Origin of the sequence: Rhodoflexus caldus, assembly GCF_021206925.1 — a bacterium.
Classification (GTDB): domain Bacteria; phylum Bacteroidota; class Bacteroidia; order Cytophagales; family Thermoflexibacteraceae; genus Rhodoflexus; species Rhodoflexus caldus.
The window spans coordinates 100,892-118,883 of the sequence record NZ_JAJPRF010000004.1; the positions used below are offsets into that span (position 1 = coordinate 100,892).

The window sequence follows — 17,992 nt, forward strand, 5'->3', positions numbered from 1 at the left end:
ACAATCACATGATTAAAGTAGAACACATCGGCATTGCCATCAAAGGACTTTCAGAGGCGAACGAATTGTTTCACAAACTGTTTGGCAAAGCACATTACAAAATTGAAGAAGTCGGCAGCGAAGGGGTAAACACCTCATTTTTCCAAATGGGCGAAACCAAGATAGAGTTGCTGGAAGCCACCCGCCCCGACAGCCCCATTGCCAAATTCATTGAGAAAAAGGGCGAAGGGCTGCACCACATCGCCTTTGAAGTGGCGGACATCCGCGCGGAAATGCAACGCTTGCAGGCAGAAGGTTTCCAACTGCTCAACGAAACGCCCAAACGCGGCGCAGACAACAAACTCATCTGCTTTTTGCATCCCAAATCTACGGGCGGCGTGCTGGTAGAACTCTGTCAGGAAATCAAACCGCAAGACGCATGATGCAGGGCGCACAATTCTTGGGTTTCGGCAGAAGCGGACAAAGCAACGTAACGTTTCCATCTATCAACCCGCGTACTAACGAGCCGACGGGTTTTACGTTCTACAAAGCAACCGAAAGCGAGTGCCGCTGTGCCGCTGAGCTTGCCAAAAGCGCTTTTGAGCAAATGTGGCACATCAGCGACCGACAGCGGGCTGCCTTTTTGCGGGCAGTTGCCGCCGAGTTAGAGGCTTGTGCCGATGCGCTCATGCAGGCAATTATGGCAGAAACCGCGCTGCCCCCGTTCCGCATCATGAGCGAACGCATGCGCACGCAGTTTCAACTCACCTCTTTTGCCGATTTGCTGGAAAAAGGCGGCTGGCAGGAAGAGCGCACCGATGCCGCACAACCGCAGCGGCAGCCCGTTCCAAAGCCTGCTTTGTATAAAAGGCTTGTGCCGATTGGTCCCGTTCTGGTTTTTGGGGCGGCGAACTTTCCGCTGGCTTATTCCGTAGCGGGGGTGGACAGTGCCGCCGCGTGGGCTGCGGGCTGTCCCGTGATTGTCAAGGCGCATCCCGCCCATCCGCGCACCAGCGAACTGACGGCGGAAGCCATCGTCAAGGCTGCCAAAGACACCCGAATGCCCGAAGGCATCTTTTCCATGCTGTTTGACAACGGGTTCGGCACGGCGCGATGTTTGGTACAACATCCGTATATCAAAGCATGCGGTTTTACGGGTTCGTTGGCAGGGGGCATGGCACTCTACCGCTTGGCACAGGAACGCACAGACCCCATTCCGTTTTTTGCCGAAATGAGCAGCCTCAACCCCGTGTTGCTGTTGCCCGAAGCCCTGCAAAATCGGGGCGAAGCCATCGCCGCGCAACTCACGCAATCTATCACCAACAACATGGGGCAGTTTTGCACCAAACCCGGCTTGCTGTTGATGCCCGAAGGCGAAGCCGCCCAAAATTTTTTACATCACCTTTCGCAAGGCATTGCGCAAACGGCGGCTGAAACGATGCTCAACGAGGGTATCGCCACCAACTACAACCACCGCCGAATGCGGGCAATGGAACAGGCAGGCGTAGAAATTTTGGCTGTATCCGACCGCAAGGCACGTATGGAAGACCAAAACATCGGCATACCTGCCTTGCTGAAAATCAGCGGCAAACAGTTTTTGGAAAACCCGATTTTTGCCGATGAAATTTTCGGACCTTGCAGCATTGCCGTTGTTTGCAAAAACGAGGGCGAAATGTGGCAATGTCTGGCGCAATTGGAAGGGCAACTTACCTGTTCCATCTTCGGCGAAGAGCAGGAATTGGCAGCCCGTCGCAACCGCCTGTTTGCAATGGCGGAAAAAGCGGGCAGGCTGATTTTCAACGGCGTACCTACGGGCGTGGAAGTTTCGGCGGCAATGCAGCACGGCGGCCCGTTCCCTGCCACCACCGATGCGCGCTTCGGTTCGGTTGGCAGCGATGCCATGCGTCGTTTTCTGCGTCCCGTTGCGTTTCAGAATTGCCCTGAAGCTCTTTTGCCCCGCGGATAAAGGCAGATTGAGCGTAAAAAAATCAGCGCAAGCCCGCGTCATCTGCAAAAAAATCAGCGTTCAAGCACTGATTTTTTGACGGGGTTTGTGTTAAATGAATTACATCTTCGCGTACTTTGCGGGGGAAACCGTGTTTCTCAAACCCAGTCAGCGGACGAAGTCCCTGCCGGCGGTTTATTAAAAATACAGACATGACAGCTGCCAATACATTCAATATCAGCCAGTTGCTGCGCCCGCACATTGCGGGGCTGAAGCCTTATTCCTCTGCCCGCGACGAGTACAGCGGCAAAGAGGGCATATTTCTGGATGCCAACGAAAATGCCTTCGGTTCAGTTACCGAGCAGGCTTTTAACCGCTATCCCGACCCTTACCAGCAGGAACTGAAAGCCAAAATTGCCGAGTTGAAACATTGTCGCCCCGAGCAAATTTTTCTGGGCAACGGCAGCGATGAGGCGATAGACTTGCTATACCGCGCTTTTTGCGAACCGCATTTGGACAATGTGATTATTTGTCCGCCGACCTACGGCATGTACGAAGTTAGCGCGGAAATCAATTGTGTGGAAGTGCGCCGCGTACCGCTCACTGCCGAGTTCCAACTGCAACCGCAGGCGATTATGGAAGCGGTGGATTGGCACACCAAAATGATTTTCGTTTGTTCGCCCAACAACCCGACTGCTAACAACATGGCACCGGACGACATCCGCTACCTGCTGGAACATTTCCATGGGCTGGTGGTCGTAGATGAGGCATATATTGATTTTACCTCACAGCCGAGTTTTGTGCAATCGCTGGAAAAATACCCCAACTTAGTGGTGTTGCAAACATTCTCTAAGGCATGGGGTTTGGCGGCGTTGCGCTTGGGCATGGCGTTCGCCTCACCCGATATTATTCGCGTGCTGAACAAAATTAAGCCGCCATACAACATCAACGGCGTAACCCAACAGTTGGCATTAGTCGGTTTGAGCCGCACCGATACTTTCCGCGAAATGGTGAACGAAACGCTGCAACAGCGCGAAATGCTGGCAGCTACGCTCAAATCGCTGCCGCAAGTGCTGCACGTGTACCCGTCGGATGCCAACTTTTTGTTGGTCAAAGTGCCGCGCCCGAAGGAATTGTACGATTTCCTGACGCAAAACCGGGTAATTGTGCGCGACCGCTCTAAATTGGCACTTTGCGAAGGCTGCCTGCGCATCACGGTAGGCACAGCCGAGGAAAACCGCCAACTGGCAGCCGCGATTCAGCAGTTTGTGTAGATGGATGACATCCTGAAATATTACCTTGCCAATACGCTTGCTACGCCTTCGGTGATGGCGGGGCGACTCACCCACCCCATTACGCACATGCGCTATCCCGAAAGGCAAGTATTTACGCGTTTGCAAAAGTATGCCGATGATTTTTTTGCCAAAGGTACAGAACCTCGCCTGATAAGCCTGACCGGACTGCGAGGAACGGGAAAAACAACGTTGCTTTGGCAAACGGCAAATCACATCGGCAGTCGGTACGGGCAATCGGTTTATTTCTTCAATGTCAATACACTGAAAAACCTGAATATCAGCCTTTTTGCTGCATTAGAAGCCTTTCAGCAACACATCGTACAGCGGCGTTTTAACGAACTGACCGCGCCTATTGTGTTGCTTTTTGACGAAGTACAAGACGATGAGCAATGGGCGCAAACGCTGAAAATTTTGTATGACGAAGCCAAAACAGCATTTATTCTTTGCACGGGGTCTTCGGCTTTGCTGCTCAACAGCACGGCAGATTTGGCAAGGCGCATGTTCCTGCAACGGATTTTTCCGTACAATTTCAGCGAATTGCTCACCGTTCAAAATGTCGTACAGCCTGCCCTGAACCTCAGGCTTCCCGACAGGCAACTTGCCGAGCAACTCAAACAAATCATATTTTACAGCGAAGACGCAGCAAGTTGTCATCAGCAACTTGTTGATATTCAGCATGAAATACAGCCTGTTATTCACCGTTGGCAGTCGCAATTGCCCGACCTGCCGGAACGCTACATCAACTACCTGAATCTGCCCAACTTGTTGTTTTACGAAGATGCGGATGCCATTCATCAAAACATTCTTGATTTGCTGAAACGCATCATTTACGAAGACATTCCGACGCTTAAACCCGCCTACGAGGATTTGGGCAAAATAGAAAAGCTCATGTTGCGGCTGGCAGGTTCTGATGAAATCAATCCCGAAAAACTGGCGGGCATTATCGGTATGAAGCAACAGGCTATCCATGAATTGACGGACTTACTTGTAAAAGCTGAGTTGATAAACGTACTGCTGCCTTTCGGCGGACTTGACAGCCGCATCAACAAGCATAAAAAAGCGTTTTTCATGTCGCCATCGTTGCGGCGGGCATTGCTATACAGCCTCTATGGACAAATTTTGCCCGAACAATACCGCAGCAAGTTGCGGGAAGATGCGGTAATGATGTATCTGAAAAGAGTTTTGCCGGAAAATATCATTTCGTTTGCCGCAGGCAGCCCGACCGCCAACCCCGATTTTGTGATTGAAACGCGGGAACGTCCATTGGTGCTGGAAGTGGGTACACATAAAACAAGCACCGCCCAAGCGCGTGTCATACCTGCCCGTTACGGCTTGTTGGTATCCGACGGCAGCGATGTACCTCTGCTGAAAGAAAACACTGTTCAAATACCCTTTAACTGGTTTTTGTTGTTGTAGAAGGTACATAGCGCACCGTGTCCGTTGCACGTCGCCGTTGCACGTCGCCGTTGCACGCCGCCGTTGCACATCGCTTGTAAATCTGCATTCCTAAATCCGCCGATATGCCTTATTCGGTCAGTTTTTGGCGTAACTTTGCAAGTACTATGTCCTACTTCCAAAACATCCTCACCGCTGCCCGCACCCTTTGGCAAGGGATTCGCCTAACAGGTAAGCACCTGCGCGATGCCGTCCGCAAACCGCGACAGGGGACGCTGCCCGTGAGCGATACACAGTATTTCCATCAGGAACAGGGCATCGTAACGCTGCAATATCCCAAAGAGCAACTGCCCGTACCCGACAACGGACGCTATAAGCTGCACAACGAGATAGAAGACTGCATCGTTTGCGACAAGTGCGCCAAAATTTGCCCCGTCAATTGCATTGATATTGAGGCAATTAAAGCCCCAGAAACCATCGGGACGGCTTCCGACGGCACGCCTGTTCGCCTCTATGCGGCAAAATTTGACATTGACATGGCAAAATGCTGCTTCTGCGGACTTTGCACCACCGTTTGCCCGACCGAGTGCCTCACCATGACCCCCGAATACGATTTCAGCGTATTCAACTTGGAAGAAATGAACTTCAAATTTTCCAAGATGAGCGAGGAAGAAGTTGCCTTGCGTCGCGCTGAGGCTGCCGAACGGGAAGCCGCCAAAGCCGCTGCCAAGCAATCGGCTGCAACGGCTACTGCCGAGCCTAAAACAGCCGAAACCGCCGCGGAAGGCAGCCCCACACCTGCACCCAAACCGGCAGTTAAGCCCAAGTTGGTGATGAAAAAGCCGCCTGCCCCCCCACCTGCCGAACAGTAACGAATGGAAAACGGACTGTTGTTTTATCCCCTTGCCCTAATGGCGGTCAGTGCCGCGCTGTATGTGCTTTTCACAAGCAACCTGATGCGTGCCGCACTTGCTCTGATGATGGTATTTCTCTCATTGGCAGGCATTTACGCGCTGGCAGGGGCAGAGTTTGTCGCCGCAGCGCAAATCATGGTCTATGCGGGCGGCATCCTGATTATCCTTGTTTTCGGGCTGATGTTCACCTCTGAAAAAGACGGGCGACCGGCTACCTCTTCCCACCAGTATCAAGGGATAGCTGCTGTTTTGAGCATTGCTCTGCTGACTGCATTGGTTCGGTTAGGGCTGCATTTGCCGCAGGCAACGCCGCAAGCCGCGCCCCCTTCCATCGCCGATTTGGGAACGGCGCTGCTCACCGACTATGTATTACCTTTGGAAACGCTGGCAATGCTGTTGCTGTTGGCATTGGTCGCAAGCGTATATATTGCCGCACAAAATCAAAACAACCCCGATTCGCCATGATAGCGCAAATTGCAAAATGGTACTTCCGCAGCATAGGCTGGACGATTAAAGGAAGTATTCCGCCCGAAATCAAAAAATGCGTGGTAGTAGCCGCGCCGCACACCACCAACTACGACTACCCGATTGCGCTGTCCGTATTTTACACGCTCAACCTGCCCGTTCGTTTTTTGGGAAAAAAGCAACTGTTCCGTTTTCCGTTAGGCATCCTGATGCGGGCAACGGGCGGCATTCCCGTGGACAGAAGCAAAAACAACAACTTAGTGGAGTACATGGTCAGCCTCTTTGCGAAAAACGACCAACTCTACCTGCTCATCCCGCCCGAAGGCACGCGCAAAGCCGTTAAAGAGTGGAAAACAGGCTTCTATCGCGTAGCGGAAGCCGCAGGCGTACCTATCATCTTGGGTTATTTGGACTATGCCAAAAAAGAAGCAGGTTTCGGCAAAGTATTCTACCCCACAGGCGATATTGAGGCGGACATGAAAGAAATCAAAGCGTTTTACAAAAACATTACGCCCAAACACCCCGACAAATACCGCACGGAGGAATAACTGGGGATTTTTGGCGATAGAAATAAAGCATTCAAGCACGCTTTGCCCCTACGTAAGCCCCCGTGCCATCCGCTACAAAATCAGTGTTCCAAAAACGCGAAAATCAGATGTAAAATCGTATCTTGGCATGGTAATCATTTTTTACAAACTAAACTCTGCAAACACCATGAGCGATACACCGCCAAACACCGCCCTCACACCCACAGAAGCGCCTAAGCAAGAGCAAGGCAAATTTGATTTTAACAAGTTGATGGACGATGCCAAAGCTATTTTGGGCATCTTACAGGAAAAAGGCAGCGCGGTAGCCAAAGAAATTCAGGAAGAATTAGACGACATCCGCGCCAAAATGGCCGATGAGACCACCCGCGAGGAGTACAAGAAAAAGGCAATGGACACTTTCGCATCCATCAAAAGCCGCGTGAAAGAGCTTGCCGATGATGCTGATGACGAAGTAAAGGAAACCTTTGCGGAGTTACGTCAGGAATTTGACGAAAAAGTAGCCAAAGCCAAAAGCGGCGAACTGATGAAAGAAATTCGCGAAGAATTGGAAGAGTTCAAAGAAGATGTACAGGAGGCCTTCACAGGGCTAAAAACCCGCTTTTTCGGTGAAAAGAAAGCCGACGATGCGGGCAATAAGCAGGATGCATAGGTAAAAATTTAGTTGTATATTTCGCAAAGACGCTAAAAAAATTAGCCTCTTTTTTTTATCCGTCAGCTATTGTCGCCCTTTCAATCCAATTTACCTTGTCAAACTTCCCCAAAAATCGGATAGAAGCGTGCAGCCTTTGCGTACCTTTGCCCTATGATGGAGAAAGTAAAGCCCAAAAAACACTTAGGACAGCATTTCCTTAAAGATTTAAATATTGCAGAACGCATTGCGGGTTTGCTGTCGGGGCATGGCGGCTACCGAAAGGTGCTGGAAATAGGGCCGGGTATGGGCGTGCTGACGCAGTTTCTGGCAAAAAACACCGCTTGTGAACTGCATCTGGCAGAAGTGGACAGCGAATCAGTCGCCTATTTACATAAAGTCGGCTATGTGCCTGACAATCAACTGCATCATGCCAACTTTTTGGAAATGAACCTGACTGAACTTGCACAGAGCGAACCTTTGGCGCTGGTCGGTAATCTGCCGTATAATATTTCTTCGCAAATATTTTTTAAGATGCTGGAAAACAGGCATTTCATCCCTGAAATGGTCTGTATGATACAGAAAGAAGTGGCAGAGCGGATAGCTGCCAAACCGGGCGGTAAGGAATACGGCATCCTGAGCGTATTGTTACAGGCCTTTTACGACATCCGCTATGAGTTTACCGTACATGAGCACGTATTTCAGCCGCCGCCGAAGGTTAAGTCGGCAGTAATTACCTTGCGCCGCAATGCTACCGCTCAACTTGGTTGCGATGAAAGGCGATTTTTTACGGTTGTTAAAACGGCATTTAATCAGCGTCGGAAAACTTTACGCAATGCACTGAAGCCTTTGGGTATCCCTGAGGCTGCTGCCAATCTGCCGTTATTGGATTTACGCGCAGAAAGGCTCGGCGTAGCAGAGTTTGTAGAGCTGACCAATGCATTGGGCTAATCACTACAACTCAATTTCCACTCCTTTTTCCGATACGGTAATCGGATAGGTTTTCAGCGGAGGACATCCGTTGCCTGACAGTTCTTCCCCATTTTTCAGCGAAAACGTGTATCCATGCCAAGGGCATTGAATTTTGCAATCGGGTAACACGCGGCCTTTGTGCATGGCAGCCCGCTGATGCGTACATTCATTGCTGACGGCAAAAAATCCCTCCGGCGTATGCGTCAGGCAAATTTCCAGCTTATCGGCGCGTATGAGTGCAGTGGCGTAAAGCGGCACTTGTTCGTCGGCCTCCGCCAGTGTAGGAAAAAGGACGTATTGGGGCATGTTGCTAATAAGGTTTGACTACCTGAGTGAGTGCGCAAATTAAAGCATATTGCATTTTAGTTTTTACCGCGAAGCACGCAAGTTTTTACGGCAGATAAGAGAACGGTTTTTTTGACCAATTACTCAGGATGAAAGCCAACATAGCACTGCGTTATTCATCCAGAAATGCCAAAAAGAGGACATCATTCAATTACTCCCTGACAAGTTGCAGCCAGCCTTTGAACTCAAAAGGTTGTAAACTGCCGTCGGGCAGCGGGCGATTGGCTTGCAAGCGGTAGTAGTAAGTTCCGGCAGGCAGCCCTTCGCCGTCCCAGTTCTGTTGGTAGTTGTCGGTGCTGAACAGTAGCCCGCCCCAACGGTTGAACAGTTCCAGCCTGTGCGAACGATACAGTGGCAGTTGCGGAATCACGAAGCGGTCGTTACGCCCGTCGTTGTTAGGTGTAATCACATTCGGAATATTGATGGCGTGTTCAAAATCCAGACAAACGTCATTGCTCCAACTCTCTCTGCCTGTGCCTGCCTCTATGGCGCGGATGCGGAAGCAATGGCGGAAACCATCCAACACATTAATACCTTTGAAATTCAATGCGTTAGCCGTTCCAATGCGGGTAAAAGCTGTTGCATCATCTAATTTGCGCCAAACTTCGTAACGCGCCACTTGCGGCCACCCCTGATAGGCTGTCCAAGTCAGCAAAATTGTATTTTCCCGTGCTTCGGCGCGCAGTTGTATGATTGTGTGCGGATTGCCTGTATCGGTGCTGCAAGTGCCTGTTTGCGAACTTCGCACAATGCGATATTCATAGCGGTTGGCATCAGTATTGAGGTTGCGGTCGGTAAATAGCGTGTCCGTAGGGCGCACTGTCCCTATCGGTACAAAATCGGCACTGCCCATGCGTCTTTCTATCTGAAAAGCCTGCGGTAAATCGGGCGCACCGCTGATGCGAAAACGCACCTGCACCTGTGTGTCGTCGGTAGGTACGACGCTTACTGCCCATATTCTGATGGCAGTTGCATCAAAATAGACAGGCAAATTGAGCAGTGCGGCGGAGAGACAACCCACGGCGCTGCGTTCGCTCACACGAAGTTGTTTGGGCAACGTACTGTTATTCCACAAAACGACAATGCGGCTGCTGTCTGCGGAGGCTTCGGTGATTGTGCCGCCGCTGATTTGCCAGCTAAAACGTGAACCGCTCAGCCCGACCACCTCATAGCGATAGCCCCCTAAGTGATTGGCACAAATCAGGCTGTCGCTTTGTACCAAACGCGGACGCGGCAGCGGATGGACGGTAACAGGCAAGTTGATTGCCTCACCAACACAGCCCAATGCAGTGGTTTCTATGGCCTGCACACGCCCTTGCAAAGGTTGCAAACTGCCGTTGAGGCTGTTCCAGCGGATGGTAACAGCGCTTGTGCCGTTGCCCGAAATAATTGTTCCGCCTTGTACTTCCCAGCGGTAGCGCGAATTGGCTGCGCCATTGACTTGATAAGTGGCTGTACTGCTTTCGCAAATTGCGTTGCTGCCTGTAACGGCAGTTGCCGAAGGAGTGGGTTTCAACCAGACGGTCAGTGTATCGGAAGTGCCGAAGCAACGCGCAACAGGGGTTGTCAGCGTTTCCGTTGCCCATACTTTTACGGGCAAAGCGGCAGTACTTCCGGCAGGGAATACGACATTGCGCCAATTGATGACAACGGTATTCGTTCCCTGACCGCTTGTGATAGTGCCGCCGCCCTGCGTAAACCACTGATAAACAGCGCCTGGACTGCTCACGGGCAACTGATAACGGACATTGCCTGCGGCTGTTACGCACAAAGTATCTGCTTCGCCGATGGGTCGGGGCGGCTGTAAGTTCAGCCCGACCGCTACACGGAGCGTATCGCCGCCAAAGGTGCAAAGGGCTGCATCGGCATATTGTACGCTTACGCTTGCCTGCGGATTCACTGTACCCCAATTGACTTGAATAGCGGCTGTGCCCTGCCCTGAAACAAGCGTACCGCCCGTTACCTGCCAGCGATAAGTAAGCCCTGCGCGTGGATTAGCAATCCGATAGGCTATATTTTGCACGCCCGAGCAGGCAGTAGTTGCGCCCTGTATCTGCAATTTGGGCAGGCGCGGCGTTATCGTAATCAGAAAAGTATCGTTTCGGCTGCAAATGCCTGCGCTGTCGCGGCGGATATAGGTCAGTGTGCGCGCCACAGTATCGCTCAATGTCAAACGAAAAATCGGGTTGGCAATGTTGGCGGCTGAAAGATTGGCGGCTGGTGTCCAACTGTAACGGCTGCCTTCCATCGGGGCGGAGCCGATGCGCACGGTATCGCCGCTGCACACGTGCACTGTGCGGTTGATATTGGGTGCAACAGGTTGTCGGCTCACGGTTATCTGTACCGTATCGCGCGATTCGCAGCCTTGTGCATTGCGCACACGCAAAACGTAGGTGCGCACCAAGGGCGTGCTGCCACTGTGCTGAATTGTTGCCAAAGGATTGGCGACGGTTGCACTGCTCAAATCGGTGGCGGGTGTCCAGAGGTAGGTCAGTCCTGCCACGGGTGCGCTGCCCAATCGCACGGGCTGCCCTGCGCATACCTGCACGTCTGCACCTGCCTGCGCTTGCGGACGGCGATAAACGATTACGTCTGTTGTATCGCGCACCAGGCAGTTGTTATTGCTGATGGTCAGGATGTAGCGCGTTTGTACCGAATCGGCAGTGATGGCAGCCGTCCGCAAGGTCGGATTGGCAACCGTGTCGGAAGATAGCCCCGCCGCAGGAGACCAGCGGTAGCGCAGCCCCGTTATTCTTTCAAAACCCAAGGAAACGGCATCGCCTGCACAAACCCGCACCGTTCGCCTGCCGACAGGATGCGCAATGCGCGGCGCCACGCGAATCAGTACGGTATCGCGGCGCGTACAGCTTCCAAGCGCGTTGCTGACAGTCAGGATGTAGCGCAACTGCTGCTCCTGTGCGGTAGCATTAATCCGCAGCAAAGGGTTGGCAACAGTGGCATCGGAAAGCCCTGTGGCAGGCGACCATTGGTAGCGCAAGCTGCTTTGCGGGGCAATGCCCAACCGCACGGTCGTATCGCCGCAAATCTGCAAATCAGGCCCCGCATTGGCTATTACATTGCGCAGCACGCGGATTTCTACTGTATCGCGCACCAAACAATTGTTAGCAGCCTGTACGGTAAGGACATAGCGACGCACCACCGAATCGGCATCATTGACGACAAGTCCCGTAAACGTGGGATTGGCAACGGTGGAACTGCTCAATCCTGCGGCAGGCGACCACGTATAGGCAAATCCCTGCACGGGTGCAATGCCTATCTGCTGCGTTTGTCCGCTGCACAGGCGGAAGGTTTTGATGCCCCGCGCAATGGCAGGGGCTACGGTTATTTCAACGGTATCAGAATTGGAACAACCGGGCGGAGCAATCAGCGTGGCAGTTTGCACATAGCGCAGTTTAAGCGGTTCTGTTCCGTTATTGACAGGCGTAAAGGTTGGGCTTGCTACCTGCGGATTGCTCAGAAATGACAACGGTGCGCCATCTAATGCCGTCCATTGGTAGCGATAGCCGGAGAGTGCCTGCGGTGCATTCTGAAAAGGCACACCTGAACAGGCCAGCGCATCGGGGCCTGCATTGGCAACCCTGCCGGGTACATTGACGATAATTTCATCTACCCTGCCGCAAATATTACTACCGGTCAAGGTGTCTTTGGTAACAAAATAACTCAGGCGTAAGAGCTGCGGGCTGTTGTTGGTAACGGTCAGTGTCGGGTTGGGGATGTTGGGATTGCTCAGGCCGGTGGTCGGAAACCATGAATAGCGGTACTGCTCACCGGGCACGGGAGGCGTGCCAAGTTGTATGGTTTGCCCGTGGCAGGCCGTCAGGTCATTGCCTGCAAAAGCCGATGCGGCTACCACAGGGTCGGTCAGCATGGTAAAGTTCTTGATGGAATGGCGGTCGGTAGAGCCACCCGTGGCGGCAGTGAAGCCAAAGTAACCGGGGAAATTGATATTGAACTGCCCGCGTACCACAGGCGTGCCATTGATAGACACAACCACCAGCCCGTTCTGATAGGTGATGCGACAGCGTTGGTACTCATTGGAGCGCAAGGGCAGCGTTGCAGAGGTGGGTTGCGGCGGCTGCGGACATTCGGAGTAGTCGCGTTGGCCTTGCTCAAACCGAATTTGCACATTGGGAACGGGTGTTGCCCCCAAACAATTCTGCCATGTATCCAGTACTATCATCAGCCCCCTTGGGCGCGGCGGTATGCCAATGCCGCCGCCTGCCACTGCTCCCGTCGGCGGATTGGCAAGGAAGCAGAAGGCAATGCCATCGGCGGCTGTTCCTTCCCACATCCGAAACTCAAATTCTGCCGTCCAACGCTGGCAGGTGGCTAAATTGAGCGCACTTTGATAGAAAACAGAACCACTGGTGAAGTTCAGCGGGTCAGTCAGTATAAGCTCATCGCGGTCGGTGTCCACATCGCCACCTGTGTCGCCTGTATATGCCTGCCCTGCCAGCCGCCAGCCGTTGGTGTTCAACGGATTACCTTTTAATTCCGCAAATACTGTTGTTTGTGCGTGCAGTTGGTGCCACAGGAAAAGTGCAAACAGGCACAACGGCAATCGTTTTGCCGCCCGAGAGAGTAGTTCCATTTTCATCTTTGCAATTACGTATTGGAAAGATACGTCTGAAGCGCTGTCCGCACCTTGGGAAGCGGATAAACTTTATCGGGCATACCTTCCATTACAAATATACACAAACATGATAGGTCTTATAGCCCCCTCAGGTTCATGTGCATTTTGACAAAAGGCCACAAGAGCATAAACGTCTTGTGGCCTTGCAGTTTGTAGCAGGACTTGGAATTGCTTGCTTATGCTTACCTCCAGCCGCCGCCCAAAGCCCGATAAAGCCCTACTTTGCTTTCCAGCACCTTTGTTTTTACCTCTACAAGTTCCAATTTCACGTTGAGTGCTTCGCGCTGTGTGAGCAGTACTTCCATGTAGTCGGCGCGTGCAGCGCGGTACAAACTGTTGGAAATATCGACCGACTGGTTGAGAATATCAACCTCGCGTTGTTTCACCTCATAGCTGCGGCTGTAATTATCGGCCTTAGCTAACTGATTCAACACCTCCACATAGCCGTTCAGTACGGTTTGTCCGTAGCGATAAAGCGCCTGAATTTGCTGTGCATTGGCATTGAAGTAGGCCGCTTTGATGGCGTTTCGGTTGATGAGCGGAGCTACGGCATCGCCCGCCAGCGAATAGAGCACCGACTCGGGGCTCAACAAATAAGCAGGACGGAATGCCTGAAAACCTACGCCGGCAGTCATTCGGAAAGACGGATAAAAGTTAGCTTTGGCTACTTCAACATTTAAGCGCGCTGCCTGCAAATCTAATTCTGCCTGACGAATGTCGGCGCGATTGGCGAGCAACTGAGAAGGGATGCCCGTTTGGCTGCTGTCCAAAGCGATATTGAAAAAACTCTGCGAGTTGCGCGCAATTGGTTGAGGAGTGCGCCCCAGCAGGAAATTGATGCGGTTTTCGGTTTCCGTAATGCGCTGATGAACCTCATATTGCAGATTTTGCGTATTGAGCAACTGCGCCTCAAAACGATTGACGGCTAATTGGCTGACCTTGGCACTTTCTTTTTCCTTCTTGACAATTTGATAGGCATTGTTTTGGATTTCAATGTTTTGCCGAATGATTTCCAGCAGATTATCCAATGCCAGCAGTTCGTAGTAGGAATATGCGATTTCGGCTACCAGATTGGTTATCAGAAAGTTTTTACCCTCTGTGGTAGCAAGATATTTGAGTGCCGCCGATTTTTTGGCATTGCGCAGCTTTTTCCAAACGTCTAACTCCCACGAGGCAGCAGCGCTTATCATCAAATCGGAGAAGGGTGTGGGGAAGTGCTTTTCGGGCATAATTTCCAGCCCTTCCTCCACTGCGCCCATGCGCGTGTATCTGCCGACTTTATCCACCGCCGCACCGGCACCAAGCCCGACAAAAGGCAGATATTCACCTTTGCGTGCCCTGATTTCGTTGTGGCTGATTTCTATTTCCTGCATGATAATGTTCAACTCCTGATTGTTTTGCAAGGCTTCTTCAATCAGGGCGGCGAGTTTGTCGTCGTTGAAATAGGCTTTCCATTGGATGGCAGCCAGCGAGGAGGTGTCGCTAACCGCCCGATTGCCGAACTTATCGGGTAAAGTAGGTTTTGAAGCGCGATTTGTGGGCAGCATCGGCACGCAGGCTTGCAGCAGCCATATGCCCAAGATACCCGACAGGATGCTATTTTTTATCTTGGCTTTCATCTTTTCTGAGCAGTTTTTTAATCAGGGTTGCTAATTTTTTGTTGGAAATGGGGGCTTCGCCGTTGGGATAGTTTTCTACAAAATCCTCTGTGAGCGGATTTTCTTCCTCATCGCGAATGAGTTTTTTGCCTTCTGCCAACTTGCCGAAGGCATAGTACAAGCCCGGCACAATGATAACCCCGAACACCGTACCCAGCAACATGCCGCCCAGCGCCGAAGCACCAATAGTATGGTTGCCGACAGCACCCGCGCCCGTTGCCCGCACCAAAGGCACAAGCCCCGCAATGAAGGCAAAGGAGGTCATCAGGATGGGGCGGAAACGCATTCTTGCCCCCTCAATGGCTGCATCCATGATGCTCAAACCTTGGTGATGACGCTGTACGGCAAACTCTACAATGAGCACCGCGTTTTTACCCAGCAACCCAATGAGCATAATCAAACCGATTTGTGCGTAGATATCGTTGGCAAGCCCCATCATTTTGAGCAGCAAAAATGCCCCGAAGATACCCGGAGGCAGCGAAAACAACACCGCCAGCGGAATGATGAAACTTTCGTATTGGGCAGAAAGTACCAGATAAACGAAAATAAGTACGACTGCCAAAATGTACACTGCCTCGTTGCCGCGCCGTGCTTCGTCGTAAGAAAGACCTTCCCAAGCAATGTCGTAGCCTTGCGGCAAAGTTTGCTTGGCTACTTCCTGAATGGCGCGGATGGCATCACCCGAAGTATAGCCGTGGGCAGGCACGCCGCGAATGGAAGACGAGGTATAGAGGTTGAAACGGGTAATTTCGTTCGGCCCTTGCGTCTTTTTAAGTTGCATAAACGAAGAATAAGGTACCATTTCGCCGCTTTCGTTGCGGATAAACAGGTTGAGTATGTCCGAAGGCATACGGCGGTATTCGGGGGCTGCCTGCGTGTACACCTTAAAAAAGTTGTTGAAGCGCGTAAAACCCTGTTCGTAGGTACTGCCTATCAGGATGTCCAAGTTTTCCATAGCCTTGCCAATGGAAACGCCTTTTTGCATGGCAGCCTGATTGTCAATCACGAGTTCAAATTGCGGGTAGTTGGCTGCATAGAAGGTAAACAAGCCTTCAAGTTCTTTTCGCTTTTTGAGCGCTTCCATGAACTGAATATTGACCTTGTCAAATTCCTGATAATCAACAGTCGGGTTTTTGTCTATCATCCGCAGCGAAAAACCGTCGGAAGAGCCGTAGCCGGGTACTGCGGGCGGCTCAAAAAACTCTATGACAGCGCCCAAATCTTTGGTTTTCTCTTCCAACTCTTCTATGATTTGTCTGACGGAATTTTTGCGTTTGTCCCAATCTTTCAGGTTGATTAAGCAAGTACCTGCGTTGGAGCCGCGTCCTTCGGTCAAAACTTCGTAGCCTGCCAGCGAAGTAACGGATTGGATGCCTTCCACCTCTTCGGCAATTTTTTGGAGTTGTTTGGAAACTTCGTTGGTGCGTTCCAGCGTAGAGCCGGGAGGCGTTTGTATGATGGCGTAAATCATGCCTTGGTCTTCGTTGGGGATGAAGCCCGCGGGCAGCACCTCATTAACCGAATAAATACCGAAGCCGAAAGCCAGCAGGATGCCGAACGTAATCAGTCGCCGATTGACAATCAGGGTAAGCAGTCCGGTATATTTGCCCGTAACTTTTTCAAACGTCCGATTGAACCAAGCTAAGAACCAACTCACGGGCGTTTGTCGCTTGGGCTGTCCGTGATGGCTTTTGAGTATCATGGCAGAAAGTACGGGCGTAAGCGTAAGGGCAACAATACCCGAAAGCACGATAGAGCTTGCCATGGTGATGGAAAACTGTCGGTAGAATACGCCCACAGGACCCGGCATGAAGGCAATCGGCACGAATACAGACACCATCACCAGCGTAATGGCGATAACCGCACCGCTGATTTCGCCCAACACCTTCTTAACTGCCTGATAGGGCGTGAGATGTTCCGATTCCATTTTTTCGTGCACCGCTTCCACCACCACAATTGCGTCGTCCACCACAATACCGATGGCAAGTACCAGCGCAAACAATGTGATGAGGTTGATGGTCAGCCCCAAAAACTGCATGAACACAAACGCACCGACCAGCGAAACGGGCACGGCAATAATCGGAATCAGCGTGGAGCGCCAGTCGCCCAGAAATACAAACACTACCAAGGCCACCAGCACGAAGGCTTCTACCAGCGTATGCAACACCTTGTCAATGGAGGCATTTACAAACTTGGAAACGTCGTAGCTGATTTCGTAGCTCATGCCGGGAGGGAAGTCGCGCTTCAACTCTTCCAAGCGTTCTTTCACCTGTGCAATTACTTCCTGCGCATTGCTGCCGATGTTCTGTTTCAGCACAATGGAAGCCGAAGGGTAGCCGTCTTTGTTAGAGTAAATATTGACAAATTCGCTGCCCAATTCGGCATCGGCTACATCTTTGAGTTTGAGGATTTCCCCGTCGGGATTGGCGCGAATGATGATGTCTTTGTACTCTTCGGGTTTGTTAAACCTGCCTTTGTACACCAACACGTATTCCAGCGATTGCGGCGTTTTGCCGGAGCTTTGCCCCAACCTACCCGGACGACCTATCACGCTTTGTTCTTCAAGGGCTTTCATTACTTCTTCGGTAGAAATATTGTAAGCCCTCATGCGGTCGGGTTTGAGCCAAATGCGCATGGCAAACTGTCGGCTGCCCAAGATTTGCGCCCGCCCCATGCCCTTGATGCGTTGCAGTTCAGGCAGGATGTTCACGTAAGCATAGTTGAACAGAAACTTTTCATCCGCATTTTTATCGGTGCTGTACAGGTTTACGTACATCAACATACTTGGCTGAATCGGGGTAATGATAACGCCTTCGCGTTGCACCAACGGCGGCAGATTGTTCATCACTTGGTCAACCCTTGTTTTAACGTTTACCACCGCGGCGTTGGGGTCGGTGCCGGGCTCAAAAACCACTTGGATGGTAGCTTCGCCCGCACTGGTGGCATCGGAGATGATGTATTGCATCCCTTGCACGCCGTTGATGGCGCGTTCCAAGGGGATAAGCGTAGATTGAACCAATACGTCGGCACTTGCACCCGGGTAGTCAATAAAAACCGACACACGGGGCGGGGCTATTTCGGGAAATTGCGAAACAGGCAGCCGATTCATTGCCAAAAGTCCCAAAAAAACAATGGCAATAGATATGGAAATGGCTAGAACAGGTCTGTGAATGAATTTTGAAAACATGGCTTGC

General features: G+C 51.7%; 13 protein-coding genes. 9 read left to right on the plus strand and 4 right to left on the minus strand.

Annotated elements, in window-relative coordinates:
- The first annotated feature begins 8 nt into the window (after positions 1-8).
- The 9 genes from mce (at position 9) to rsmA (ending at position 8,120) form a co-directional block, all read left to right on the plus strand.
- Positions 9-422, plus strand: a complete 414-nt coding sequence (gene mce, locus NDK19_RS06780; RefSeq protein WP_250631105.1) for a methylmalonyl-CoA epimerase — start codon at positions 9-11, stop codon at positions 420-422.
- Positions 419-1,945 carry an aldehyde dehydrogenase (NADP(+)) gene (locus tag NDK19_RS06785; RefSeq protein WP_250631106.1) on the plus strand — a complete coding sequence of 509 codons (1,527 nt, stop codon included), beginning with the start codon at positions 419-421 and terminating at the stop codon, positions 1,943-1,945. The genes mce and NDK19_RS06785 overlap by 4 nt, the downstream gene beginning before the upstream one ends.
- Positions 1,946-2,136: 191 nt before the next feature.
- Positions 2,137-3,198, plus strand: a complete 1,062-nt coding sequence (hisC, locus tag NDK19_RS06790) for a histidinol-phosphate transaminase (RefSeq protein WP_250631107.1) — start codon at positions 2,137-2,139, stop codon at positions 3,196-3,198.
- Entirely contained in the window at positions 3,199-4,635 is a 1,437-nt protein-coding gene (locus tag NDK19_RS06795) for an ATP-binding protein (protein ID WP_250631108.1), read from the plus strand.
- Between the two features lie 146 nt (positions 4,636-4,781).
- Entirely contained in the window at positions 4,782-5,486 is a 705-nt protein-coding gene (locus tag NDK19_RS06800) for a 4Fe-4S dicluster domain-containing protein (protein WP_250631109.1), read from the plus strand.
- Between the two features lie 3 nt (positions 5,487-5,489).
- Positions 5,490-5,993, plus strand: coding sequence for an NADH-quinone oxidoreductase subunit J family protein (locus NDK19_RS06805; protein WP_250631110.1), 504 nt, complete (start codon positions 5,490-5,492; stop codon positions 5,991-5,993).
- A complete protein-coding gene (locus NDK19_RS06810) occupies positions 5,990-6,541 on the plus strand; it encodes a lysophospholipid acyltransferase family protein (protein ID WP_250631111.1) in 552 nt (183 codons plus the stop codon). Before NDK19_RS06805 ends, NDK19_RS06810 begins: the two co-directional genes overlap by 4 nt.
- A gap of 166 nt (positions 6,542-6,707) precedes the next feature.
- Positions 6,708-7,190, plus strand: a complete 483-nt coding sequence (locus NDK19_RS06815; RefSeq protein ID WP_250631112.1) for an apolipoprotein A1/A4/E family protein — start codon at positions 6,708-6,710, stop codon at positions 7,188-7,190.
- A 156-nt stretch (positions 7,191-7,346) separates the two neighbouring features.
- A complete protein-coding gene (gene rsmA, locus NDK19_RS06820; protein WP_250631285.1) occupies positions 7,347-8,120 on the plus strand; it encodes a 16S rRNA (adenine(1518)-N(6)/adenine(1519)-N(6))-dimethyltransferase RsmA in 774 nt (257 codons plus the stop codon).
- A 3-nt stretch (positions 8,121-8,123) separates the two neighbouring features.
- On the opposite strand, the gene NDK19_RS06825 is transcribed toward rsmA, so the two are convergent.
- The 4 genes from NDK19_RS06825 to NDK19_RS06840 form a co-directional block, all read right to left on the minus strand.
- Positions 8,124-8,447, minus strand: a complete 324-nt coding sequence (locus tag NDK19_RS06825; RefSeq protein ID WP_250631113.1) for a Rieske (2Fe-2S) protein — start codon at positions 8,445-8,447, stop codon at positions 8,124-8,126.
- 190 nt (positions 8,448-8,637) lie between these two features.
- Positions 8,638-13,098: a T9SS type B sorting domain-containing protein gene (locus NDK19_RS06830; RefSeq protein WP_250631114.1), complete on the minus strand. Its 4,461-nt coding sequence runs from the start codon at positions 13,096-13,098 to the stop codon at positions 8,638-8,640.
- Positions 13,099-13,322: 224 nt separating this feature from the next.
- Entirely contained in the window at positions 13,323-14,759 is a 1,437-nt protein-coding gene (locus tag NDK19_RS06835; RefSeq protein WP_250631115.1) for a TolC family protein, read from the minus strand.
- On the minus strand, positions 14,737-17,985 hold the full coding sequence (locus NDK19_RS06840) for an efflux RND transporter permease subunit (protein WP_250631116.1): 3,249 nt from the start codon (positions 17,983-17,985) through the stop codon (positions 14,737-14,739). The genes NDK19_RS06835 and NDK19_RS06840 overlap by 23 nt, the downstream gene beginning before the upstream one ends.
- Positions 17,986-17,992: the final 7 nt, after the last annotated feature.

Bases quoted from the DNA above. Each gene is read 5' to 3' on its own strand.
- NDK19_RS06815 (WP_250631112.1), top strand. From the start codon at position 6,708: ATGAGCGATACACCGCCAAACACCGCCCTCACACCCACAGAAGCGCCT.
- NDK19_RS06830 (WP_250631114.1), bottom strand. From the start codon at position 13,098: ATGGAACTACTCTCTCGGGCGGCAAAACGATTGCCGTTGTGCCTGTTT.
- NDK19_RS06785 (WP_250631106.1), top strand. From the start codon at position 419: ATGATGCAGGGCGCACAATTCTTGGGTTTCGGCAGAAGCGGACAAAGC.
- NDK19_RS06805 (WP_250631110.1), top strand. From the start codon at position 5,490: ATGGAAAACGGACTGTTGTTTTATCCCCTTGCCCTAATGGCGGTCAGT.
- NDK19_RS06795 (WP_250631108.1), top strand. From the start codon at position 3,199: ATGGATGACATCCTGAAATATTACCTTGCCAATACGCTTGCTACGCCT.
- rsmA (WP_250631285.1), top strand. From the start codon at position 7,347: ATGGAGAAAGTAAAGCCCAAAAAACACTTAGGACAGCATTTCCTTAAA.
- NDK19_RS06810 (WP_250631111.1), top strand. From the start codon at position 5,990: ATGATAGCGCAAATTGCAAAATGGTACTTCCGCAGCATAGGCTGGACG.
- NDK19_RS06825 (WP_250631113.1), bottom strand. From the start codon at position 8,447: ATGCCCCAATACGTCCTTTTTCCTACACTGGCGGAGGCCGACGAACAA.
- NDK19_RS06800 (WP_250631109.1), top strand. From the start codon at position 4,782: ATGTCCTACTTCCAAAACATCCTCACCGCTGCCCGCACCCTTTGGCAA.
- hisC (WP_250631107.1), top strand. From the start codon at position 2,137: ATGACAGCTGCCAATACATTCAATATCAGCCAGTTGCTGCGCCCGCAC.
- NDK19_RS06835 (WP_250631115.1), bottom strand. From the start codon at position 14,759: ATGAAAGCCAAGATAAAAAATAGCATCCTGTCGGGTATCTTGGGCATA.
- mce (WP_250631105.1), top strand. From the start codon at position 9: ATGATTAAAGTAGAACACATCGGCATTGCCATCAAAGGACTTTCAGAG.
- NDK19_RS06840 (WP_250631116.1), bottom strand. From the start codon at position 17,985: ATGTTTTCAAAATTCATTCACAGACCTGTTCTAGCCATTTCCATATCT.